Below are 24,449 nucleotides of genomic sequence, written 5' to 3' on the forward strand. Positions count from 1 at the left end.
CCCGGGAATAGGCTTTCAGACCATAGGTAAGTTAAGTATATGAAACTCGGACTTCAGCTTAAACTCAAACAGACGCTTGCTCCGCAGTTGATTCAGTCCCTGAAGATGCTGCAGATGCCCGTGCTCAAGCTCGAACAGACTATCCGTCATGAACTCGCCACCAATCCCTTACTCGAAGAAGTCGAGGAGCCTGAGGTAGAGGAACGCGAGGATGAATTCGATCTGACCAAAGAAGAACCTTCGAGTGAAAGTGAGTCGGATGTTGATTGGGGTGAGTTGCTTGACGACGAAGAAGGTTACAAAGTCCGCGAGCAGCGCGAGCACCCTGAAGATCGATTCGAAGGAACAGCTGCTCAGCAGGAAAACCTCTATTCACATTTATTGGAGCAGCTTTCGTTGCTGAAATTGTCCGAGGAGGAATGCCTGATAGGCGAGTATGTCATCGGTAACATCTCTCCCGAAGGTTATCTGACGATATCGGTAGCTGAGATGGCCAGCGAACTGGAGATCGAACCTGAAAAGGTTCAAGCGATGGTAGACCAGATTCAGCGATTCGATCCGCCTGGTGTCGGAGCTCGTGATCTTAGGGAATCGCTCCTGATCCAACTGCGTGACCGCGATATGACCGGAACCTTAGCCTATCGCATTGTCGATGAGCATCTTAAAGACCTCGACCGGAAAAGCATTCTCCAGGTAGCCAAGCTTATGAGCGTACCGGTCGAGAAAGCTCAGGCGGCGATGAACACCATCAAGGGCTTGTCGCCGACTCCGGCTCAAGGACGATTCGACTCCGGTGCGATGCCGGTTGTTCCTGATCTGATAGTAGAACGGTTCGGCGATGATTACGAGGTTATGCACAATGACTCGCATGTCCCGCGGCTGCGGATCAATAGCGGTTATCGTTCACTGATGAAACGCGGCAACAGCTCTTCCAAAGAGACTAAGAGTTATATCAAGCAAAAGCTGGAGCAGGCGCGTTGGCTGCTGAATGCGATTAACCAGCGTCGTTCGACCATGATCCGGGTAATGGAGGCGATTATACAACGCCAGCATGAGTTTTTTGAACATGGCCCGGCTTTTCTTAAACCGTTGATAATGGAAGACGTAGCTCAGATGGTCGATATGAATGTGGCTACCGTCAGCCGTGTCTCCAGTGGAAAATACGTCCAGACGCCGTACGGCGTACACGAAATCAAGTATTTCTTCAACTCCGGTATTGCTCGAGAAGATGGTGAGGAAATGTCCAAACGATCCGTTAAGCAACGGATCGATGAGATCATCAAAGCCGAGCCGCCGGACAAGCCTTATTCCGACCAGGAGATATATCGTCGACTCAACGACGAGGGAATCCAGTTGGCTCGAAGAACCGTCACCAAGTATCGCGAGGAGTTAAAGCTGCCTCCGGCGAGACTTCGTAAACGAGTCGGTTGACGGTTACACTGCGTCTGATGAAGACCGTGGAATTGGGCAAAAAGCTTAACCGGAGCGGATTTTCGACATTTTGTTTATATTGGGGGTGTCTGGCTAAACCAACCGAAGGGCAGGTTCGTATAACAGATAAAGAGCATACAAATGTCCCCAAGTTTTTGATGTTTTTTTCGTTTCACCTTCGTTTATATTTGAATTGAGTAGAAACCATGATTTTGGAATCGACAGGCGGTTACAAGTCGGAGTATACGGAGCACATATACAGCCACAAACCGATTCCGGAAGTCATGGGGTGTGACAACTGCGTACCGGTGACAGGGGATTTAATGATTTCAAACCGAAACAACAAAGGGGTGCGCAGCTAGTGTCACAGAGAGTAAACTTCTATAATGATCGCATGGAAAGGAGTCGTTCAACCATGCAGACTATTATAACTGCTCGCCATTTTGATCTCACCGATGAGATGAAAGCCCATGCGGAGGGGGAGATTGAGGGTTTGACCCGCTATTTCGACAATATCATCTCCGCAGAGTTAATTCTCGACAAAGAACGACATCGACGCACCGCAGAACTGCGGGTTAAGGTTTACAAGGATACACTTACCGGCACCGGGGATACCGATGATTTGTACAACTCAATCGGAGTAGCTGTCGACAAGGTTAAAGCACAACTCAAGAAGTACAAGGGGAAACTCAAGGAACGGCGACCTGAGGAAATAGTGGAGACCAAGGACGCTCTGACCAAGCCTTCCACCGATCCTGATTCGGTCGATTTGTAACGGCTATCGACCAAGACAAATTTAACCGCTCGGTTTCAATCCGGGCGGTTTTTTTATCTGTTATTGAGATACTCGCGAATCAGGTGAAGATTAGCTGCCGCCTCGTGGTTAAGGCAAACTAGATCCTCAGGGGTAACATTGCCGTACCGATCACAATCCATTCGGTGCATCGACTCCGCTTCCCCGGAATGTATCGCAGCTTCCTTCAGGAGATGGAAGAGATCTGGTTCAGGCTGGTTTGTTTCGATCAGGAAAAACAACTGTGGCTTTTCACCACGAAAAATCTCGCGGGCGAAAGCAAGCAAGGTGAGACGGTATTCGTTTTTGTTCAGCCCTAACTCTTCGCTGATCTCAGTAACCATGGCGGAATGTGCCAGTCGATCGAGAGTGGCATTGGTTATGGAATAGTCGACCGAACCGGCCGCCGAAGGCCCGATGCTGTCTTCCAATGAGGCCAGTTGTGGGGAACGGTGAGCCACCCAGAGGGAATACCGGTTCTCCCAGCGATTGAGCAGTAGTCCGCAGACACCAAGGCAAGCGGGCAGGGGAGAGTAACCGGTGCGATCGGTACCGATCCTGAGATAGTATTCACGCAAGCTGCCGCCTTTGTCTATGAACAACTCATCCGGCATATCAAGAGCAAAACAGGATCCGGCCTGAAGACCGTAATCGCATCGGCATACGGTCAGGCAGGATTGAGGCGAGGTGAAATCCGCCTTAACCAGGTGCATCGCCGGAGGACCGTCAAACAAGCGGCCTTCAGCCTTCATGCCATCGGCTGTCCGGCGAGCGAAACGGTCAATAAGATCATCCCGAAAGTGGAATTGGCTTTCCAGGCAGTTGATTTTTATTTCGTCCGGGTGGTGACCAGAGTTGAAAAAGCGGATGATATCGTAATAACCGGAATCGACCTTATAACCGGGGCCGACCAATCTGCTTGCGTTATCCGGGAAAAATCTATGCAGTATGTCAGGCATGACGCTGTAGTCGAGATACTTCATTACTATCTCAATATCGGAATATCGAAAGCAACCGGCCGGTTAACCCGGTTATTACATCGAAGCAATATAACTTCTCAATGCAGACGTTCCAAGGAGGGGATTATACGATTAGAAATCCTGACCTGTCATAACAATCCGCCTGTGTAATCGGCATCAGGTATGTGCTCCCGATTGCAAACCGGTGGTCTGATTGCATAATGTTCAATCGCTGAGCATGCCCCGTAAATCATAGTGTTCCTTCGTGTTACTTAATGTCGGGGAAGGGTGATATAATAGGCACGAGGCTTGTCCTGAATATGTCCGGAGAAATTTATGAGACTCTGGCTAATCAGGATTGTTTTGCTTGCTGCGGGATTGCTGGTGGTTATGAAGACCTCGGCCGGTACCGGCGATATGACCGGCAGGGTTGTTGACCGGGATGGTCGGCCTTTGGTCAGTGCATCAGTGGTGTTGTTGCAAGATGGTGTGATAGCCGGGGGACAGGCGACTGATACGGCAGGTTGCTTCAGTCTGAATGTCCCGGCTGAAAGCAGTGAGTTGACGCTAGTGGTATCGGCGGTAGGTTACCGGACCGAGCGGTTATCGGTGAAATCCGGAGATTTTGTCGACAGCATTACCGTCAAATTGGAAAATGTGACATATCAGGTGGAATCGATTAAGGTAGCCGTTGCTGCCGGTGAGGAATCATCGGAAATATCGATGTCTTCCGATGAAGTCGACCATCGCGCGGTGCAATCACCAATTCCCTCCAATCTCACCAGTGCCATTGTCGCTCCTTCGGTGGCGCGGGCCGGTTCGGCGCATTCTTCCAAACTTCGTATTCACGGCACCAGCCCTGATTATTTCATCAATGGTGTCAATGTCGGACGCGATCCGAATCATTTCGGCACTTTCTCCATCATCCCGGCTTCGGTCGTCGATGATATTATTCTCCAGCCGAGAGGCACCGGAGCGGAGTTCGGTCTTCCTGCGGCCGTTTCGCTCAGCACCCCGGAGTCTTTTGCGCAACCCTTAACCGGCAGTTACAGCCTTTCATTGATAGAGACCAACGGTTCGCTGGCGATAGGAAACGAGCGATTTTTCGCTTTGGGCTCGTTACGCAAATCGGTTTTAGACAAGCTGGTGCATTATCTCGATCTGCGTTCCGACCGCCGCACGATACCTCCCACCAATTTCCAGGATATTTTCATTTCCACCGGCTGGCGTCCCTCGGACCGTACCCGCCTGGTTGTCGATCAGTACCATGTGCGGGATTATCTGTCGTTCGAACTGGATGGCTCTACCCGGAACAGCGACGGGGTCACGGTCGCGCAGCATGCCGGGGAACATCTCGTTTCGGCTCGATTCGAATATCTCGGAAACCGGATAATGCACCGTCTGTCGGCGGCAGTGCGCGATGGTGTCGAGAAATATCATGCCGATCCGGTCACCCGCGGAACGGCTGCTTCGATCAGCGATTTTTCGTTGCGACTGGAAGAAAATACTACCCTCGCTCAGATTGATTATCAGGGAAGTCTGATTAACGAAAACGATACCTGGGTAGTCGGTGTACAGACAAACCATACGCTGCGACGTGATTACCAAATGAAACAAGCTAATTGGAATTTCACTCCGCCGGATGCCGTCAGCGATGTACCGTTCGTGTATCAGGAGGAGTTGAACAGCCTCTATGCGAAAGCCGAAGGCTCGATAACCGGGCATGATGTCGCGGTATATCTCAGCCGGAAACACGAGGGCGAACGGTTCAGTCATGAAGTCGGCGGGAGGCTGGAACGGTTCGATAATCTGTCTGATGGTATTGCTGCCACATTCAGGGCTCGTTTCAGCTATAAGACGGGGGAGCAGAGCAAGCTGGAATTGTTCGCGGGGACATTCGCCGCGAGTCCGATAGATCGTATCCTACAGCCGTATCAGGTGTTGGTTCGTGATCAGTTGTCCCGTTTGACGCCGGTGTATAGTCGTTTAGCGTCGGCTCAGTTCAGCTATCGTTCAGTGAAGCTGGGTTTGTTTGCCAAAGCTATTAACGGACTGCCGGTGGTGGGACCGGATTTTTCCGCGGTGGATGAGGCCGGTGTTGCGGGTGAAGGATTCATTCGGGTAACTTCATCGGGACAGGCGCGTTTTGTCGGAGCCGATGTGACTTACGAGAGGAACGGTCTGGTCGGCGGCAAACTGGATATCTATGCGTTTTATAACTACGTTCATGCCGTACAGCGAACGGATGGTATCGAAACGCCCTACGATTTGTCAGCTCCACACCGGTTGGTAATTCAGACCGATTACAGTTTCAGCAAACGACTTCAGGCGGGGATCAACCTGGCAGTACGATCCGGTAACGCCTACACGTCATATACGGTTGCGAATTATACGACTGATGCGGATCGATATAGTGATGATTACTACCGCAATTACCTGTCCGAAGAGAACGGCGAACGATTCCCGGTCAACGTCAGTCTCGACCTGCACCTTTCATACAGCTTCGGCGGTTCACAGCTTTTCTTCAACGTGGCCAACGCCACCAATCATGCCAATGCCATCGTCAATGCCGCCGACGGCTATGTGTACGACAGCGGCATTCTCCCCAGTATCGGTTATCGACTCGAGTTTTAACGGTTCGTTTCACTCATCCTTGGCCAGATGGGCGACATCTGTAACCAGGTCGTCCCCCTTGAGCGTAATCAATCTTACGCCCTGGGTGTTCCGCCCGATAACCTTGATGTCTTTAACCGCCTGGCGATTGGCGATCCCGTGCCGGGTGATCAGGATCAACTCATCGTTGTCGAGAACTTCCTTCACCGCGACTACCTCGCCGTTACGCTCGGAGGTCTTCACGTTGATCACACCCTTGCCGCCGCGATTGGTGATGCGGTAATCGTTGATGTTGGTCCGTTTGCCGTAGCCGTTCTCGGTCACGACCAGCAACGATGAGTCGCGTTTGGCGACTACCATGCCGATGGAATAGTCTCCTTTACCGAGGTTGATGCCTTTGACGCCGTAGGCGGTGCGGCCCATCGGACGAACGGCCGTTTCCGGAAAACGAATCGCCATGCCTTTGCGGGTAGCGAGGATGACATCATTGGTGCCGTCGGACAGGGCGACCTCGATCAACTCATCATCGACCGGCAAATTCATGGCATTGACGCCGGTCACACGGGGGTTGGAGAAAGCATCCAGCGGAGTCTTTTTGATAACGCCGTTACGGGTGGTCATCACCACGTATTGATCCGAAACGAACTGCCGGACGCGACAGAAAGCCGAAATCTTCTCGCCTTTTTCAAGCTGACACATATTGACGATCGGTTTGCCCTTGGCCAGTTTGCCGCCGACCGGGATAGTATGAACTTTCACCCAGTAACAGCGACCGCGGTCGGAGAAGAACAGGATATAGTCATGAGTGGAAGCGATAAAGAGGTGCTCGGCGAAATCGTCTTCCTTGGTTTCGATACCGATCACTCCCTTGCCGCCTCGGTTCTGACGACGGTAGGAAGAGACGCTCAGTCGCTTGATATAGCCGAGGTGTGAGATCGTGATGGCCATTTCTTCTTCGGCGATCAGGTCCTCGACGGTCAGCTCGTCGGCCGTGTCCTGAATCTCGGTGCGGCGATCGTCGCCGAAACGTTTGGCCAGGTCACTGGTTTCATCCTTGATGATCTTCATCCTGAGGGCCTTGGATTCGAGAATCGCCTTGAGCTGCGAGATTCGCTTGATCAGCTCGCGGTATTCGTCCTCGATTTTTTTGCGTTCGAGGCCGGTCAGACGCTGCAGGCGCATTTCGAGGATGGCCGTGGCCTGAATCTCGCTCAGCTTGAATTTTTTCATCAAGCCGGCCCTGGCCGTGGGAGTATCCTTGGATGCTTTAATCAGGGCGATGATCTCGTCGATGTTGTCGAGAGCGATGCGATATCCTTCAAGGATATGAGCGCGTTCTTCGGCTTTGCGCAGGTCATATTTGGTGCGGCGCACGACCACTTCATGGCGGTGGTCGATGAAGGCCTGAATGAGTTGCTTGAGTGAGAGAGTTTTCGGTACGCCGTGGTCCAGACCGAGCATGATGACCGAATATGTCACCTGCATGGTGGTGTGTTTGTAGAGCTGGTTGAGAACGATATCGGCCTGCTGGTCGCGCTTGAGTTCGATGACGATCCGCATGCCGTCGCGATCGGATTCATCCCGCAGATCAGCGATACCTTCAATCGCTTTGTCTCTCACGAGATCGGCTATTTTTTCGAGCAGATTGGCTTTGTTGACCTGATATGGGATCTCGGTGACGACAATCATTTCTTTGCCGCTTTTAAGGCGTTCGATGGCGGCGCGAGCGCGAACCAGCAAACGACCTTTGCCGGTAGTGAAAGCCTCACGGATGCCCTCACGGCCGTTGATAATACCGCCGGTCGGGAAGTCGGGACCCGGCACCAGCTCCATCAGTTCCTCGTTGCTGAGGTCGGGATCATCGATCACCGCTTCAATGGCCTGGGCCACCTCGGTGAGGTTGTGCGGCGGGATCGAGGTCGCCATACCGACCGCGATACCGGTTGTGCCGTTACAAATCAAGTTCGGGAATTTCCCCGGGAGAACTACCGGCTCCTGGCGGGTGGCATCATAATTGTCAACGAAATTGACCGTTTCCTTGTCAAGGTCGGCCAGCATCTCTACTGCCAGCGGAGTCATGCGAGCTTCGGTGTATCGCATGGCCGCGGCGCCGTCGCCGTCGACTGAGCCGAAGTTCCCCTGACCGTCGACCAGCGGGTAGCGCATGTTGAAATCCTGAGCCATTCGGACCAGTGTCGGGTAGACTACTTGCTCGCCGTGAGGGTGATAATTGCCCGAGGTGTCGCCGGCAATTTTGGCGCATTTGCGGTGTGCCTTGCCGGGAATAAGGTTGAGGTCGTTCATCGCCACCAGGATGCGTCGATTGGACGGTTTAAGACCATCACGGATATCCGGTAAGGCCCGATTGGTGATGACCGACATCGAATAATCCAGATAAGACGATTTCATTTCGTCTTCGAGGTATATGGGCTCTATCTTCTCACGCTCAAGCGGCATAAACGATGAATCCTTCCATGAAAGCAGTTCACGAACCTTAATCTACAATCAATAAAACTACATGTAAAAGCCACCGATAGCAACTAAAAAACGCCTCCAATTTCCACTATATCTTATTGTGTTGCATGTGGTTGTGGCGTTGTTCGGGGGATTTTTTAGGTGACGCCGTACATCGTCGTAGATATCGTGTATAATGATTTGGGAAAGGTCTTCAATGCATAAGAGAAACATCTTCATCGCTATCTTTTGGTCAGTCATTATTGCCGTTTTTGCTCAGGCGGCCGACAATCTGGACTTACATAATCTCATCGGTGTCTGGCAGGGGAGTGGCGGATTCTTAATGCCGGTAACGGGAATCAGGTTGGATATCGAAGGGACTGCGGAATTCGTAGATGTGCCGGACAGCGGGTTTATCAAAACGTCTCTGCATGGTTCGAAATTCCTGTTCAATTATTCCGACAGCGGTCATTTATGGATCGATGATGCGACCGATTCTCTCACCTGGGAAATCTGGGACGGGTTCGGCCATTACGTTACCTATTACGGGGTCGTTGAGGGGAGTCAGATTAAAGGCTCTCGCCGGAAGGATCAGAATATGTATTTAATCGAGGCCCAAATGATAGGTCCGGATAGTCTTTGTTTTCGTCTCCGAGCCGGAGCTTCCGATAATCCGGAGGACAAAGCCTGGTTCAATTTGGGGAAGATGCGCTGACCGAGGACGCTCCCGCGTGTTCTGTCGCCTCTTCCGGATTATAACACCAATGCCAGGGTTCCCAGGGGAGTTGAGCGAGGGAGTCGTCGGGATACGTCTCGACAAATCCGAAACGTGCTCCGTTTTCTTTCAGCCAGCGATAAGCCGTCGATCCGGCAAAAGTGCCTTTGGTGACGGTCAGATCAAGCGCCGCGCCGGTTTCATGTTCTGAAAAACCGGGAGGGGCCACATAGCGGCAAGCCTCGGCAAACGACATGCCTTTATCCATGCGTTTACGCAGAAGCGTTTTCTGGTATGAAGAGGAGCGATAGCCCGATTTGACCGTGAAGATCACGCTGTCCTTTCTCGCCGCATCGGCCATGGCCTCGAACGCCCGACGTGTCTCAGGTGTTACGAAAATCCGGTATCCCTGGAAGCAGAACTTTTCCGGAAGTTTAACCAGCCGTGAAGTATCGGCCAAACGAGTTGAATCGATGCAGATATCTCTCCATTGCTCCGGAACGGCATAGCTGGTGGAATTGAGGATTATTGTTTCAGGACATTGAGCGGTCACCGTCGAAGCAATTATAAGGGTTACGATAGCAAGTACCAGATACGTAAACGGCAGAGTAAGTCTATTCATTGAAAGGATCCTTACGATCGAAATCGGGTCGATAGTTCTCCGAACTGGATAACTCCTGAATCCAGCCGCGATAAAATCCAAGACGTTCGAATTCATCCAATACCGCCTCGTACTCATATTCGTACAAGGGACGACCAAGATCCGGATGACATTGTACATTTTCAGTCGGATGGTATTGCGACATCAATGAGATATGGACGTCGGGAGAAAGTTGTTCGGCGATGAATCTGAGGACACCGAGGCTGTTTTCCACCTGACCGGGCAGGACCAGGTGTCGAATGACCAGCCCCCGGGTGATTTTCCCCTCATCGTCGAGTTCGATATCCGCTCCGACCTGGTTGTACATCTGCACGATCGCGGCGCCGGCATGCCTGAGATAGTCGGGAGCGTTTGAGTATTCCCGGGACAGGTGGTCGTCACTGTATTTGAAGTCAGGCAGCCAGACCGGAATGATCGGTTCCAGGAGTGCTACGACTTCGGGTCGGTCGTAGCCGTTGGAGTTAAATACACAGGTCTCGTAGATATTACGTCGTTGCAGTTCGATGATGATATCGAGCATCTGCGGAATGCAGTGTGAGGGAGAGACAAAACCGACGCCGCGTGCGCCCTCGTTCAGGACCGCTTCAATACGGTTAACTACCCGGTTCAGGGAGTCATCAAACGAGTTAAGAGGCCGATGATTGTCGCTTATCTGGTAATTTTGACAGAATCGACATTGCAGATTACAGTGCCCGAAAAAAATGTTGCAGATACCGGTCTCACCGGAGATAACCGGTTCTTCGCCCAGATGACGGCAGACCGAGGCTACCCGCAAACGATTATCGCAACCACAAACCCCGGGTTTTATCCCGCTGCGGTCGGCATGGCATTCATGCGGACAACCGACACATTCGGTCTGGTCCATTAGCGGGTGTGTCCGGCGTAGTCGTATAAGGTCTTCGTTTTTCATCATCGTCGGACAATATAAGGTTTGGGAGATTATACGCCAAATGGGGATTGAATAAAAAAAAGGAGCGAGGACCAAAGTCCTCGCTCCAATCTATCCGAGTAGATTAACTCTCGAATTAGAACGCCCAGTCGGAGATCGGGCAGTCGCCGTTGCCGAAGTACCAATTCAGCATATAGGCAACGTCCGCACCATCCACACCGGTGACGCCATCGACATCACCGAGATGCATGAACGGAATCGGGCCCGGGCCACCGAACATGACGTAGTTGTTGAGGTAAACGATGTCAGCAAGGTTAATCAAGCCGTCATTGTTCACATCACCACGACCAAAGCCAACCCACTTGTTGCAGAGGTAGCCAAGGTCAGTGTAGTTCTCAGGAAGACTTGCATCAGCCAGACCGTGCAAGGCAAAGTTCACGATAGCGAACGAGATCGTCTCGTTAGCCGTGAAGTCGTGCTCAAGCAGCGTGAAGTGGCATTCCGCATCGGTAGTACCATCCTGCTGAGTCGCGCCCGCAGGCATGCTCATGAAGGTGTATGCGGAATCAAGATAGATATCTTCCCACCAGGCACCGTTGCCGTGCAAACCGCGAGCGTTCTTGGCCTTGCCAAGAACAGCGGTCGGGGTCGAAGCGCAGCCAAACGGCAGCTTAATCTGACCCCAGGCGACATCGGCACTACCTTCGTCATAGTCGTATACAACAGAGGCATCCTGGTTAATGCCAACAACGTCGGTGCCCAGGTCGTAGTCGAAGGTAGCTCCGAACTTCCAGTTAGGCACGGCGTTGCCGTTACGCTCGGTGATCTCGAAGATCTCAACGGTGAGGTCTTTGAGAGGCTCGAAGTCGTAAGCACCCGTTGTACGAGTATTGACGTAGAGACCCATCGTATAGGAGTTATCAAACGGGGCCTCGAACCAGGTCCAATCCCAACCGCCGCCGTCGTCGAAGTTCTGGACGGAGTCAAGGTAGCTCTTGTGGACCATATCACCAGTGATGTCGGTATAGGTGATACCGTCGGTAGAGTAGCTGCCGAGAGCAACGTCGATCTCGAGAGCGGCATGGCAATCGTTATCGAAGTAGTTCGGATCCGGCTGCATGGAAACATAGGAGGATTCTTCGCCCTCGCCGTGCCAGGCCTGCGTATTGATAGCAATCTCGTAGGTGCTGGTCGCGTAGAGGTACGAGCCCTGGAACATCGATTCGGCGTCGCCGTCGATATCGAATCCCCAAGGTTCCGCCCAGTCGTCACCGGTAGCAATACGACCGGTGTTGTATACGGTCTGGGTATTAGCTCCACCCAAACCAAAGCTCAACTGAGTCGTGTCGATCAAACAGCCACCGACGATGGTAGCCTGGATGCACGGCAGCTCAAGGTAGCCGAACGAAGCATTCAGGTAGAAGTCGGGATCATCCGAATCGATGTACATGCAGAAGTACTGCGGGCCACGAAGGATGAGGGACTGGTTGATGTCGACAGTAATGCTCAGAGAGTCGCCGGGAGCAACCACGGCCGGCAGAGTCGGGGCCAGAATACCTTCCGTGTTGGTGGCAGTCTGGACGAAAGCCGGACGGGCACGAGTGCCGGCGTTCAGGACGCGCTCACCACGGTCGTAACGGACTGAAGCAAGCTCGTTGACTTCTTCGCGCATAATCGGAGCTTTGGCGAAGTCGTTGGTCAAACGATCGGCAATCGTTGTAGCGTTATCGAGTACATCGGGACGCACCGAAGTGAATTCCGGGGTGTACGGGTTATCGCAGAATTCATCGGTCGTAATGGCGCTGATGTTCAGGTCAGTACAACCGGTGTTGGTGATGATGTTGTCGAAGGTAACCGGGACGGAAGTCGCAGAACCGAACTCGACCGGAGCGGCCGGGTTGTAGGTCTGGATTTCCAGACGCGGACGATCAACACCCTTCTCCATGAAGCTCAAACCACCGTAGTAGTGCGAGAAAGCCATCTCGCCGTTCGGGCCGATACAGCCGCCGTTCCACATTGAGTTGAACGGGAGACCGTAATCGATACGACGACGATAAATCTCGTCACCATCGTCGGTGCTCAAGCAGACGAACAAACCGGTGTGGCCACCGCAGAACAGGAGGTCAGGAGCACCATCCGGCTCGCAGGAGAGCACCGGGTTCGAATAGTAACCACCGGCATCGGGATCCTTGTAAGCCCAAATAATGGAGCCAGTATTCTTGGCATGGGCTGCAATGGCGCCGCCAACCGGCGGAGTGACCCAACGCGAGTAGTTAGGAATGTACAGAGTATTCTCGTCAATGATCGGCGAGGTACGGATCGTACGAGCTGAAGCAACAGCATACTTGATGCTGCCGTCGGCAACGTTGATGGCGTACAGCACACCGTCTGACGGGTGGTCACCGCTGTAAATACGAGCGTTGGCATACAGGATGCCGTTCTCGTAAGAGCCGGAACCGTTGAAACCTTCACCGGAGATGGCTTCGGTCGGGAAGACCGTGTTACCCTGCATGCCGCCCGCGGAGGACAACTGCCAGACGATATCGCCTGTGGCGCAGCTAATAGCAAACAGGTCACCATCGGTGTTGGAAGCAGTGTAGGTACCGAAGTACAGGTTGTTACCATCGGTCACGCCCCACTGACCAACGTCGCCACTCAGTTCGACCGGGTTAGTGGTCCAACCAGTGTAGAGATCGCCGGTCTCGGCGTCGGCTGCTACGATGCTACCGGCGTCGGTCGGCCAGTACAGGACGCCGTCGACGTAGATCATCGCAGAGTAAATCAAGTTACCGAACAGGCCGGTCGGGCCCACGGTACCGATGTCACGGCTCCAGATAAGAGAACCGTCATCGAAATTGTAAGCGGCCACCGACTGCTGCGTACCACCGCCGATGAACACGACGTTGGTCGGAGTGCTCGCGATATCCATCGCGACGACAGTCGGGGTTGTGCGCATATTGTCACCGAGCGGGAAGCCGGAGATGGTATACGCAAGAGTGCCGTCGAAGTAGTACACCCGATATTCGTTGTTGAACGACTGGATAAGTTTGCCGTCAAACATAACCGGGTGGGTGAACAACGACTGCTGTGACGGATGCTGGTAGTCCCAGGTCAAAGTCAGGTCGCACCAGGCATCGCTCAACGGAACCAGCGAAGCGCCACTGCGGGCGGCATCGTGGTTAAAGGTCGACCAGCCCGGATCAATTGAACCGGCCGGATCGCCGCACCAACGCTCTTCGAACGGGATGCAGCAATGATCGGCGCCGGCCACGAAGGCGATATCATCGCCGCCAAGGCCTGACCAATCGTCATACATATAACCCCAACTACCCCAGTATTCGGCTGCACTGTAAGAGAAGCCGCCGCCACCGTTATCGGTGAGGGTGAAGATATCGAGGGTAGTCGTAGCCTGAGACTCGATCGCGATCCAGTAGTATTCGGTCACGTTAACATCGAGCGGCAGGAAGTCAACTACCTGCCAGGCCGGGTAAGTAACATACTCAGCCGGAGTAACGGTGATCGAAGCCAGCTCGGTGCCCGGAGCGCCGGCCACGTCGCTGTAGACAGCGATCTTGGAGTCGTAGAGGTAACTGTCAACGCCGGCATCGCTGGCGTTATACAGCATCCAGTAAACTTCGCCAACCTTACATTCTTCGCCGATAGCTTTGATACGCTGGGCGTTCATGTAGTCGCCATAGGCATCCGGCAGACTCCAGTAGTATGACAGGCCGGTGAAGTATGAATACGAACCGCAGTTGGAATATGGATCGATACAGAGGTTCGCCGTCATTTTCATGTCGACGTCTATACCCCACAGATCACCCATAGTGTACCAGTCACCACCGTAGTAGCAGACGCTTCTGCCGTTCGGGGTGGTCTCATCATCCGAAAGCAGGACTTCGTAGTCGCCGGCAGAAAAATCACCGGTCGAATTGAAGGTGACGTAGAAATCCTCGGTCATAACCAGGTTGAATGAGGAGAAATCAAAGGTAGTATAGGTCGGATAGAATGGATACGATCCGGCGGTTATAGTTACCTGAGCAATCGCGGTGCCCGGCATGCCAGTACCACCATCCACGTCCCAGACGGTGGCAATGATATCGTCGTTTCCGACTATACCAGCGTTTTGCCAGGAAGCACCTTCGAAGTCATAAATGGCCATGTCGACCGATTGCAGGGTTTCCGGACCGGAAACGCTGAACCGCTCGCCGTAGTCATAAATGTCATAAATGTCGTGAGGAGCCCTCCAAACGTAGGCAACACCCTCATCATAGCTCTGAGAATAGCAATCGGAGAAAGGCAGCTCATAGCAGCAACGCTCGGACTCGATAAAGAAGGCATAATCGCCTCCCCAATCGTTGAGCATGGAACCCCAGGAACCACTATAGTTCTCGATATTGCGTTCTTCACCGGCATATGAGCCAGTGGCCTTATCGGAAACTATAGCAGCGGTGTTGGTACCATCCTGGTTAGAAACCGTCCAACCAATGTGATACTCTTCCAGCTCATTGAAGACCCAATCGTTGCCGTTAGCGGTAAAGTCTGCAGACACCCAACCAAATCCACCCGGCAGGTCGGCATAAGCAACATCGCCCGAGTCGAGCTTGTTACCCGGGAATCCAAAGCCATCGTCGTCCCAGAGGTAGATTCTCAAGTCTGGCGTACCAGCAGTATAGCCGCCATACATGAGTAACCAACCCACCTTCAGGGAACAGATCACGCCCTCATCAACCGTAAAGCGGGTGTTGAAGAGGTCGTCGCCATAAGAGTCCGGAATAGTCCAGACGTAGACAGAAGTCGCGGTGTCGTCGTAGTAAGCGTCATACTCACAATAGTAGTTTGACGGAGGAGTGGGTGCTACGCCGGACAACTGAACTTCTATCAAGGCGCTGGCGGGCTTCTTAAAGGTGGGTTGAGCCTGACCAGCAGTTTGTTCCTGGCCGAGCAACAGGGCGTTCGGGTTTGCCGTCACGACCTGGTTGAGCCCATCTTTTTTCCCAATGTCTGAAATTGCCGTACCGCTTAGGGCCAAAACCAAACCCATAACGAATACTGCGAATATCAGTCTTTTTAACATTTATTCCTCCTTAAAAAGGAAAAACTGTAAATTCATTAACTTCAGTAGGCAAATTACCGGGCATACCAAAATTATCGGCAGCCATGAGGCATTTTGCCAGATCCCGTTTTTGTCTAGGGAAGGTGGGATAACAGCTTTAGTTAACGAATTCATTATCTTCCAATTCTTTGGAGTCGGATTTAGCCGGAAAACCGGCTTTACCCATTGTTGCGATCATTATCAAGCAATCTGTGCCAAGAAAATTCGATCAGGTTACTAATCTCACCTCCTATTGCTTGCAAGGTACACTTACAGCAACGTTGGTTGAAGTTAGTGTAAGGTAAGCGGAAAATTGGAAAGGCAAGACGTCAGACGTTAAAGATTGACCCAGCCGATCAAATCAACACAAACCCTTTTCATTGATTTGACAAGCACACTAAATCACTTCCGAAAAAGCGATTCGGGGAGTCTTTATCTGTCTTAGTCTCTAAAAAAAGAGGAAGTAACTGCCGCTCTCCGGTAACTGTTTGGCTCTCGTACCAGAATGCAGCTTAACACACGCTCGAACGGAAAGTACCACATTTCCCTGATTTGTCAAGGGAAAAAAGGCATGTACCATTGATTTTTCCTTGATTGGCAGGCCTTTACAGGATTCGGGTATGGGCTTTTCCCCTCACCTGTTTTATGACAACAAAGTCACATTTCGTCCTGATTGACCCATTACTTGAGGCATTTGGCTTGACTTCCGGTGCGAAAATCAGATGATTGAACGAATTCAAATGAAACTCTTTGCTGTCGATATTGCCAATTTCCGGGTGATTCAATCAGCCCGAATCGAACTGGAGGACGCCGTTATTGGAATAGTAGGTCCCAACGGCGCGGGGAAATCCACGCTCGTGGAGGCTGTCGCGTGGGCGCTTTATGGAAATCCGGCAGCCCGATCGGGCAAAAATGAAATAAAAACCCAAACAGCCAGTCCCGGAAAGGCTTGTTCGGTTGAGCTTTATTTCGAATCCAAAGGTGAGAAGTATCGCCTGATTCGGCGTCTGGTGGGGAAATCGGAACGGGCCGAGGTAGAGCTGTATCGCGGCAATAACTCCGAATCGGTGGGGATTCGTGAGACCCAGGGATATATTGCCCAGTTGATCGGGCTAGATTATGAGGGATTTCAGACCTCCTTTTTAGCGCGTCAGCAGGAATTAAATGCTTTGTCGGACCTTCAGCCGGCGCGGCGGCGTTCGCAGTTGGCCGGGATGCTCGGGATCGATCGACTGGACAAGGTCATGGCGCGGATCAAAGAAGACAATCGGGGGTATGCCGGTCAGGCGGAGTATATCAGTCGAAGGCTCGTACCGGAGAGCCGGATAAAAGACGAAATGAAAATCCATCAGGAGCGTCTGGCCGGTCTGGCTGATCAGAAAGATCAATTCCGTCAACAAATGGATAAGCTCGACCAGCTATATAAGGAGGCGGTTGAGAAGCTGTCTCAAGCTCAGACTCTCAAGGATAAGCATTCTCGGGCACAATCAGAGCTTCAGGCGGTACGCCAGACCAGCGAGTATTTAAAAGAACAAAAAAAGAATCTGGCCGACGAATTGAAGCAATTGGAGGGACTTAAGAAAAAACACCGGGAACTGGAAGAGCAGACCAAACCTCTGGAAATTCTCCGGGGTCAACTTAAGGATTTGGAACAAGCTCGGGCACGACAGCAACTGCGGGTGACTCTGGAGAAGCAACTGGAGAAAAACGGTTGTGATTTAGAGCGGAACACCGAAGAAAATAACCAGGCCCGGCAGCGGCATCAGGCGACAATAACCGAGCTCAAGGGAATTCCTCATAATATAGAGTCTCTATCAAATGAAGCGGCTGCAGCCGTGAACAAAGCACGTGAGCAGTATGGAACTCGCAAGGCCGAGCTCGAGCGGCTGGTCAGGGATATCGACCTTTTACGGAAGCAACTGGGAAATATCGAGCAGTTCGGACCGGATTCGGTCTGTGATCGTTGCCTGCGCCCGTTGGGTGATGATCTGCCCCGGATGAAGGCCCATCTTACGGAAGAAATCGCCCAGTTGGAGCAGGACCGAAAAAACGCCTCAGAGAATTTGGCCAAGGATAAAGAAACCGGGATTAAGCTCGCTGAGCAGGAGAAAAGATCGCAAGTTCAGTTCAGGCGCTTTCGGGAGTTAACTCAGGCATCTCAGGCCGACGGTAAGGAATTAGAGAAACTAGAACAACGGCGAAAAGAAATAGAGCAACAGCATCAAGAAGCCGCCGCTCGTTTGGCCGAACTGCCGCAACAGACGTTCGATGAGCACGAATACACTCAACTGCTCGAAAAGGAAAAAAAGCTCAGCCGTACCCGATCTGAGTACGACCGGATAACGGGGCAGTTGGAACGCCTTCCTGAACTGCGTGAATCACTGGATAAATTGACGGAAAAAACAATTCGGGCGGAGAATGAGCTGCAACAGGCCGAGCAGGTTGTGGTTAAGTTGGGCTTTTCACCTGAGGAGTTCCGCCGGATTAGTGAGAATCATAACCGACTGCAGAATGAATTCATGGATGCCCGGGAGAAGGCTGCTAAGGCTGAACACGAATATCATCTGGCCGAGAAAGACCTGGCGAGTCTTCAGGAAAAACTCGATACTCAGGCGCGAGAGCGGGAGGAGCTGGAAGAATCCCGGATCAGTTTGCATCACGGTGAAAAATTGGCCAATCTCATGGCGGCATATAAGCAACATTTAGTTGCTTCGATCCGTCCGGCCCTGGCCGAGCTGTCGAGTCGTCTTGTCTCCGAGATGACCAACGGCCGGTACAGTCTGCTGGAACTGGATGAAGACTACAACTTACGCTTGATGGATTCGGGTGAATTTTTCGGGATCGAACGTTTTTCAGGCGGTGAAAAGGACCTCGCGAATCTTTGTCTCCGTCTGGCTATCTCACAGTCTCTGACCGAGTCGGCCGGACTGGATCGGTCGTTCGTTATTTTGGATGAGGTGTTCGGATCGCAGGATGTCGAACGCCGAGATTTGATTATCGATGCCTTGACGGGATTAAAACAGCGATTCCCGCAGATTATTCTTATCACCCATGTGGAAGAGTTAAAGCAGCGAGTGGAGCAGTTGATCGAGGTGGAACCCACTGGTCGCGGTTATTCGGAGGTGAGAGTCAATGGCGAGCTCGTTTAGACTGTATTCTCCGACAGGCCGGAGGATTATTTCCATCGTGATCATCGCGGTGGTGTTGATCCTGGTCATAGTGAGAATCAGTCGACACCGGGAGACCGATCTTGCGAACAGCGGACGATTCCGAGTGGTGAAGATAATCGATGGTGACACATTTATGATCGCCTCGGGTGATAAAGTCCGTCTGGCTAATATCGATACGCCTGAATTCGGAGAACCGGGTTTCGAAGAAGCCACCGTCGGTCTGGAGCGTCTGATTGCCGGTAAGGAAGTGCGCGTTGAGTTTAAGGACCGGACGCGGGATAAATACGGCCGTCTGGTCGGTTATGTTTATGTCGATGACACCGTTTTCGTCGGCTGCCGGATGATTCATCAGGGACTTGGATATGTATACTTGTTGTCACGTGATGAATTCGAACGACCCGAGGTGGGACGATTAATCGCGGCGCAACGAGAGGCCCTGGATAAAAAGCTGGGCCTCTGGGCTTTTGAACATGAACCGGAACCGTACTATGTCTCGACCAACGGCATTCGTCTGCATCGACCGGGTTGCAGTTATATCCGGAACATCCCGGCCGACAAGTTGATTCGATACGATACCAGAGAGGAAGCCTTTCGACAGGGATTGTCGCCTTGTCGGGGTTGTCGTCCGTGATCCATAATGGTTGTTGAGGAGACGAGGCATGAAAGATGAGAGAGGTATCTTAGAGATTGCGGATGGGTTGATTGCCGAATTGGAGGCGCTGCCAAAGAAGGATGCCGTTTCGCTTCGGGCTGTCCGTCGCAAGTATTCCAGAATTTTGAAGCAGCGTCCCGTGAAAGAGATGGTCAAACTGGCTCTGAAACTGATTGAGGAACCGACCCATCCGCGCAGGTATGCCGCCTATGAGCTTCTGGAATGTCATCCGGGAGCGATCCAGCAACTCAAACTCTCTCAGGTTCGAGCACTCGGCAAAGGGATCGATTCCTGGGGAGCGGTTGATATGTTCAGCGGATACGTGGCGGGGCAGGTTTGGCGCCATGGGGGGATCGGTGATGCGGAAATTGCCCGATGGGCTCGATCTTCCGACCGCTGGTGGCGGCGTGCGGCTTTAGTGGCGACAGTTCCCTTGAATGCCAAAGCCCAGGGAGGTGAAGGAGATACCAAGCGAACCCTGGCCGTTTGCCGGATGCTTATGGATGATCGCGACGATATGGTGGTTAAGGCTTATTCCTGGGCTTTACGGGTTTTATCAAGGACCGACACCCAGGCGGTGAAGACTTTTATTGAGGAAAATCGGGATCGTCTGGCGGCAAGGGTCGTACGCGAAGTCACCAACAAGCTCACTACCGGTCTGAAAAATCCTAAGAAGGAATAGCGGGCAATCCGGCGAATCAATGCAGAAGGCCCGACCGGAGTTCACCGATCGGGCCTGAGTCTTTTATCCGACAGAAGTCGGTCTTACAGACAATTGGCGGGGGCGGCTCCACCCTGGAACATATAAGCGACCAGATAGACCAGGTCCGATATATCGGGACCGCTGCCGCTGCCGTTGATGTCTGCTTCACCGCCGTTTGGCTCGAAACAAACCGGCTCTGGTCCACCCTGGAACATATAAGCTACCAAATAAACCAGATCGCTAATGTCGGGACCGGTGCCGCTGTGGTTAATATCACCGATATGCTGACAACAGCCACTGATTTCAAAGCAGTGAGGACCGTCCCAGTCCGGGACAGTGTTGCCGTCGGCAGCATGAGACCAGAACCAGAAGCCTGACGGAGGGTAGTAACACGAGTCAATACATAGTGTCCGACCTTTGAAGTCGGAAGTGATCTGAGTTGTAACGGTATAGACGATTTGACTGAAGCCGTTTGGTATGCCGGGTTGCTCGATACGAAAACCGCCGAAACCGACAGTGTCTGAGCCGTTGCCCGTTACCGACCGAGGGGTGAAAAACAGCCCTCCGTCGAATATCTCTTCCCAACCGATAGCGGCTGAGTCGGTGGTCAACGACTGCCATTCAGCGCCGTCGGGAGAATATACCCGGAAGCCGTTGGTGGCGCCCATAATATCGAAACCGGTGTTGTTGGTGAGGCGAAAATAGAAGGAGATCTCGGAGCCTACCGCAAGGGTGTTGTTGCCCGAAAGGCCGTCGACATGATCCAACGTAACTGCATTCTGACCGAAAGCACTCGCGGTGAAAAATAGAAAGCAGATACACAACAAACAACCGAACCTGGTCGAAAACATAGATCATCCTCCTTGTAGACCGGTCAAGATGCGATAAGACTCATATATGTAAACGATCGAACGAACGCCCACAAATATGCGGTCGGGGGGTTCTCTTTTACATCCTTCGAGTCTTAACGGCAGATTGTTACATGCATATCCTGCCGTTCATTTCATCATTTCGGCAGATATCCGTGGGTGCTTAACATTACGGTAAAAAGGGGCAATCCCTTGTCGAAATCACCCCAATATAGTGATAACTTTCACCCGGTTGCGGGTCAATCGCAAGGTATCGGCGGAGGACCTCCCTGGAAGGCGTATGCCACCAGATAAACGAGGTCGGACAGGTCGGCCAAACCGCCCGATCCGTTGACGTCCGCCGATTCTGGGCATATTGGCTCTATCCCGCCTTGGAACAACCATAGCGCCAGATGCACGATGTCGACAATGTCCGGATTCCCGCCGGAATGATTGACATCGCCTCGAGTCCAGCAACACGAGAGTCCGGTGATCTTCTCAATAAGATTTCTGACTTCGGCGGGGCGCATGTACCAGAGGTGGAATCCGAACCAGAATGATTCGCCGGGACCAACGACCGACTTGACGCCGACCGGCATGTCCTCGAGAGGTGAGATGGCGGGGTACAACGTAGATGCAGTATACAGCACTTCAGCACTTTCGCTCGGCCATAAACCGACGAGGTTAGGGGGAGAGGTCGTAGCCCAAAGGATCTCCAGATTGGACGTGTATGGATAGCGGCTGGTGTCGTAGGTGAGAGTCGGCCAGTCGGGATCAGTCGGATCAGCCGATGCGAATCCCGATACCTCATCCGAGCAGGGAGGATTCACGGTCAACAGGCAATATCCGAACGGGACGAAGTACAGACTGTCTACATCAAACAGTCGCACCGGAAAGATGTCCGTCAACAAGACAGTGTCCGGCTCCGAGGACATATACAGCCCCAATGTTGCGGTCGTTGCCCCGCAGTAAATCAGCCTTCCTCCAGATAGCAGATACCTGGCGAATCCTTCTTGACTTGTTTCCCATTCGTCGTCGAGGATGCGGTCACGAATGTCGTCGTCGAGAATGATCGTTCGGTAAGGCATGAAATCGTGCCAGTCGAAGCATTCGGGGTTATCATCGGGACAAGCGATGGTGCTGGTGGAATCCAGGTAGTGATAGATGTCGTAATCCCACCCGGCTAAAACGCCGTCGTAGAAGGATATAATAGTGTCGGGGGAGACCATTGATTGCGTACTGACATTGTCTGTGATCAACAGGATATCGCGATTGCGCTCTTCGATTACATCGCACGGAATCAGACTAGAATGTGAAGACTCGAAACCGTAGATATCCACCGCCGTCACGCTGTACCAACTGTCGTCGACGGAGGCGTTGTCCTCAAAACTGTTATCGAAGGCTGTCGAGTAAGGCGTCTGAGCGTAGTAATAATACTCTATTCCCGTGGCAGGGTCGATAACGACATCGACCGGTGTCAACGATTCCAAGGCACAACCAGTGTCGTAGAAGGGAGTGAAACAGTTGATAGCCGCCATGGAGTCGGTATATCTGTAGATGTTGTAATGATCCACGGTCATCCCGGTCGTATCGGCAAAGGTAAGTTCGACCGACGATCCCTCAATTGAGAAAGCATATCGCTGATCAACCGCCGGACCGGGTTGGTTACCGCCCGGTCGGAATACCACGGGTGCGCCCGGAAGACCAACACCTTCGTCGGAGATGTTCGCAACGGCCACAGCGTAGACATTGTTCTGATCGAGGTCCGTAAAGGTGTAGCTTCGGGGACCTGCCGCCACAGTCGTATACAGGTCGTCAATCGCAATCGTTAGCCAGGGCTCTAACACGCCGGGATGAGTCAGGGATGAGGACTCTATCTCTCTCAAATAGACGGCATAGCCGGTTACTTCCGGGAAAACCCAGGGATCCCACTGGACGATTACCTCATCGGTGTTGTTTTCGATAATCCGCGTACCCATAACCGGCAGGAGGGGATTCAGAACCGTATCAACGAGGTCTCTGGCTGCCAAGGCTGTGGATTCCAGGCCGCTTAGATTCAGCCCCGCCAAATACAGCTCCGGATTTACATACAGGTTATCTCCATTTGTCGTGTCCACGTGTACCGCGCCGCCGCTGAACATGGCCAACACCACTCTTTCCGATTCACCTGGAGACAGGTCGAACGGCCCGGCCGAAAGCAAATAGCGGGTGTCGAAACCATCGGCGAAGTCGACGGCAATGTCTTCAAGAGGATACATCCAGATAGAGTCATCCGGTTCGATGGTACCGGTGAACACCTGGTCGTAATCCCATTCTTCATGAGAGAGGATGTAGTACTTGTTAGAGTCTCCGACCGGTGTCCCGGTTCCGCCGGTCCCGAAATCGCGATAAGGATCATCAACGGTCCCTTTCAATCGAGGGCCGAAGTCATAACTGGCGGTTATATTGCTGAGCCACCAGTTGAAGTTGACTCGCTCGTAAGCTGTGGAACTCTTGATGATCATGCTTGCCAGGGCACGATCGGTGGCGGGACTGTAGGCGAAGTCTCCGTCGTTGTCCATCGCATAGCCGATCCCCAGTGCCGGCAAACTGCCGGAGACATCGTCGGCACTGGGCTGGATGTCGTCGGACCAACTGCCGGCGTCGACGTCGATGTGAAACCCGCTGTATCCCTGCTCGATTTCGGATTGACCGACGTTAGTAATGATGAGATCGTAGATAACGATGCCGCTGTACTCGGTGATATCGTAGCTGTAGCTGCGCAGTGACAGGTCCAGGTTGAGAGGGACATAGGGTGGGCAACAGGCACAAGTTTCTACGGCGGAGATGACGGTGTCCGAGAAGTGGCTGTGATAAGTCGTGCCGCTGAAGTAGTCGACGGCTCTGACCGAGGCATCGTAATAGCCGCCGTCGGGGTACATTTCGCGGCCGGACGACCAGCCGTCGGCGCTGACCGAAACGAGCGTGTCGCCGTTGACAATGCCCCCGATCCAGATGGCGCCGCCAAAGAGATAATCATTCCCGGAGAGGTAGGGTGTTTCAAAAGACCAGTTAGCTTTATCGTTGAGACCGTATGTGCTCCCAAAGGTGCCGTTGCAATTGAAGCTGGAACGAGCCTCAGCTGTTACATGTACACCGAATTGACTGAAATTACAGTCTCCGCCGGTCGTTGTTTGTGACAGCAACGCCGGTTGTTCAGTGTTTTGGTCTATATTCGTAACGGGCACTCTGGCCTGACTGACGGTGATTGCCGTCAGTATTAAAACAACCGTTACGAAGACTAAGTGATTGGTAAAAATCCCACGTGAAGTATACACGTTTTCCCCCGGTAATTAGGACCCTGGCTGATCCGGTTAACCCTGGTGTGTTGCTTGTGGCGTTAATCGACGATGTCTGACATAGATAATTTACATGGTCCTAACGCATGTACCAAGGACTATGTTCAGAAGATTTGGGCTGGAGAGGT

General features: G+C 52.5%; 14 protein-coding genes. 7 read left to right on the plus strand and 7 right to left on the minus strand.

Annotated elements, in window-relative coordinates; genetic code table 11:
* Positions 1-39 precede the first annotated feature (39 nt).
* Positions 40-1,431 carry an RNA polymerase factor sigma-54 gene (gene rpoN, locus PLF13_11640; protein HOP07929.1) on the plus strand — a complete coding sequence of 464 codons (1,392 nt, stop codon included), beginning with the start codon at positions 40-42 and terminating at the stop codon, positions 1,429-1,431.
* A gap of 415 nt (positions 1,432-1,846) precedes the next feature.
* Complete coding sequence (raiA, locus tag PLF13_11645) at positions 1,847-2,206, plus strand: ribosome-associated translation inhibitor RaiA (protein ID HOP07930.1); 360 nt, start codon at positions 1,847-1,849, stop codon at positions 2,204-2,206.
* A 53-nt stretch (positions 2,207-2,259) separates the two neighbouring features.
* On the opposite strand, the gene PLF13_11650 is transcribed toward raiA, so the two are convergent.
* The gene (locus PLF13_11650) at positions 2,260-3,207 is read right to left on the minus strand and encodes a hypothetical protein (protein ID HOP07931.1); all 948 of its coding nucleotides are present in this window, start codon (positions 3,205-3,207) and stop codon (positions 2,260-2,262) included.
* 312 nt (positions 3,208-3,519) lie between these two features.
* Between PLF13_11650 and PLF13_11655 the strand changes: the two genes are divergently transcribed.
* Complete coding sequence (locus tag PLF13_11655; protein HOP07932.1) at positions 3,520-5,817, plus strand: carboxypeptidase-like regulatory domain-containing protein; 2,298 nt, start codon at positions 3,520-3,522, stop codon at positions 5,815-5,817.
* A 9-nt stretch (positions 5,818-5,826) separates the two neighbouring features.
* On the opposite strand, the gene gyrA is transcribed toward PLF13_11655, so the two are convergent.
* The gene (gyrA, locus tag PLF13_11660; GenBank protein HOP07933.1) at positions 5,827-8,253 is read right to left on the minus strand and encodes a DNA gyrase subunit A; all 2,427 of its coding nucleotides are present in this window, start codon (positions 8,251-8,253) and stop codon (positions 5,827-5,829) included.
* A 214-nt stretch (positions 8,254-8,467) separates the two neighbouring features.
* On the opposite strand from gyrA, the gene PLF13_11665 reads away from it, so the two are divergent.
* Positions 8,468-8,965 (plus strand): hypothetical protein, encoded by a 498-nt coding sequence (locus PLF13_11665; GenBank protein ID HOP07934.1) that lies wholly within the window; start codon positions 8,468-8,470, stop codon positions 8,963-8,965.
* Here PLF13_11665 and PLF13_11670 read toward each other — a convergent pair.
* The 3 genes from PLF13_11670 to PLF13_11680 all read right to left on the minus strand — a co-directional run bounded on the left by PLF13_11670 (position 8,943) and on the right by PLF13_11680 (position 15,592).
* A complete protein-coding gene (locus tag PLF13_11670; GenBank protein ID HOP07935.1) occupies positions 8,943-9,587 on the minus strand; it encodes a M15 family metallopeptidase in 645 nt (214 codons plus the stop codon). The two genes, PLF13_11665 and PLF13_11670, sit on opposite strands and share 23 nt — an antisense overlap.
* Positions 9,580-10,491 (minus strand): radical SAM protein, encoded by a 912-nt coding sequence (locus PLF13_11675; GenBank protein HOP07936.1) that lies wholly within the window; start codon positions 10,489-10,491, stop codon positions 9,580-9,582. Before PLF13_11675 ends, PLF13_11670 begins: the two co-directional genes overlap by 8 nt.
* Before the next feature lie 160 nt (positions 10,492-10,651).
* Positions 10,652-15,592: a PQQ-binding-like beta-propeller repeat protein gene (locus tag PLF13_11680; GenBank protein ID HOP07937.1), complete on the minus strand. Its 4,941-nt coding sequence runs from the start codon at positions 15,590-15,592 to the stop codon at positions 10,652-10,654.
* Positions 15,593-16,350: 758 nt separating this feature from the next.
* Here PLF13_11680 and PLF13_11685 point away from each other — a divergent pair.
* From PLF13_11685 to PLF13_11695, 3 genes are read left to right on the plus strand one after another with little or no spacing between them, the layout of a single operon-like run.
* Complete coding sequence (locus PLF13_11685) at positions 16,351-18,759, plus strand: SMC family ATPase (GenBank protein HOP07938.1); 2,409 nt, start codon at positions 16,351-16,353, stop codon at positions 18,757-18,759.
* Positions 18,743-19,411, plus strand: coding sequence for a thermonuclease family protein (locus PLF13_11690; GenBank protein HOP07939.1), 669 nt, complete (start codon positions 18,743-18,745; stop codon positions 19,409-19,411). Before PLF13_11685 ends, PLF13_11690 begins: the two co-directional genes overlap by 17 nt.
* Before the next feature lie 28 nt (positions 19,412-19,439).
* Positions 19,440-20,114 (plus strand): DNA alkylation repair protein, encoded by a 675-nt coding sequence (locus PLF13_11695; GenBank protein ID HOP07940.1) that lies wholly within the window; start codon positions 19,440-19,442, stop codon positions 20,112-20,114.
* Between the two features lie 83 nt (positions 20,115-20,197).
* Here the strand turns inward: PLF13_11695 and PLF13_11700 are convergent, their stop codons facing one another.
* Positions 20,198-20,986, minus strand: a complete 789-nt coding sequence (locus tag PLF13_11700; GenBank protein HOP07941.1) for a hypothetical protein — start codon at positions 20,984-20,986, stop codon at positions 20,198-20,200.
* Positions 20,987-21,243: 257 nt separating this feature from the next.
* Positions 21,244-24,300 carry a fibronectin type III domain-containing protein gene (locus PLF13_11705; GenBank protein HOP07942.1) on the minus strand — a complete coding sequence of 1,019 codons (3,057 nt, stop codon included), beginning with the start codon at positions 24,298-24,300 and terminating at the stop codon, positions 21,244-21,246.
* Positions 24,301-24,449 lie beyond the last annotated feature (149 nt).

The sequence above is a fragment of the Candidatus Zixiibacteriota bacterium genome (assembly GCA_035380245.1).
In the GTDB taxonomy this organism is placed as follows: Bacteria; Zixibacteria; MSB-5A5; order GN15; family FEB-12; genus DAOSXA01.

Bases quoted from the DNA above. Each gene is read 5' to 3' on its own strand.
- rpoN (HOP07929.1), top strand. From the start codon at position 40: ATGAAACTCGGACTTCAGCTTAAACTCAAACAGACGCTTGCTCCGCAG.
- raiA (HOP07930.1), top strand. From the start codon at position 1,847: ATGCAGACTATTATAACTGCTCGCCATTTTGATCTCACCGATGAGATG.
- PLF13_11650 (HOP07931.1), bottom strand. From the start codon at position 3,207: ATGAAGTATCTCGACTACAGCGTCATGCCTGACATACTGCATAGATTT.
- PLF13_11655 (HOP07932.1), top strand. From the start codon at position 3,520: ATGAGACTCTGGCTAATCAGGATTGTTTTGCTTGCTGCGGGATTGCTG.
- gyrA (HOP07933.1), bottom strand. From the start codon at position 8,253: ATGCCGCTTGAGCGTGAGAAGATAGAGCCCATATACCTCGAAGACGAA.
- PLF13_11665 (HOP07934.1), top strand. From the start codon at position 8,468: ATGCATAAGAGAAACATCTTCATCGCTATCTTTTGGTCAGTCATTATT.
- PLF13_11670 (HOP07935.1), bottom strand. From the start codon at position 9,587: ATGAATAGACTTACTCTGCCGTTTACGTATCTGGTACTTGCTATCGTA.
- PLF13_11675 (HOP07936.1), bottom strand. From the start codon at position 10,491: ATGGACCAGACCGAATGTGTCGGTTGTCCGCATGAATGCCATGCCGAC.
- PLF13_11680 (HOP07937.1), bottom strand. From the start codon at position 15,592: ATGTTAAAAAGACTGATATTCGCAGTATTCGTTATGGGTTTGGTTTTG.
- PLF13_11685 (HOP07938.1), top strand. From the start codon at position 16,351: ATGAAACTCTTTGCTGTCGATATTGCCAATTTCCGGGTGATTCAATCA.
- PLF13_11690 (HOP07939.1), top strand. From the start codon at position 18,743: ATGGCGAGCTCGTTTAGACTGTATTCTCCGACAGGCCGGAGGATTATT.
- PLF13_11695 (HOP07940.1), top strand. From the start codon at position 19,440: ATGAAAGATGAGAGAGGTATCTTAGAGATTGCGGATGGGTTGATTGCC.
- PLF13_11700 (HOP07941.1), bottom strand. From the start codon at position 20,986: ATGTTTTCGACCAGGTTCGGTTGTTTGTTGTGTATCTGCTTTCTATTT.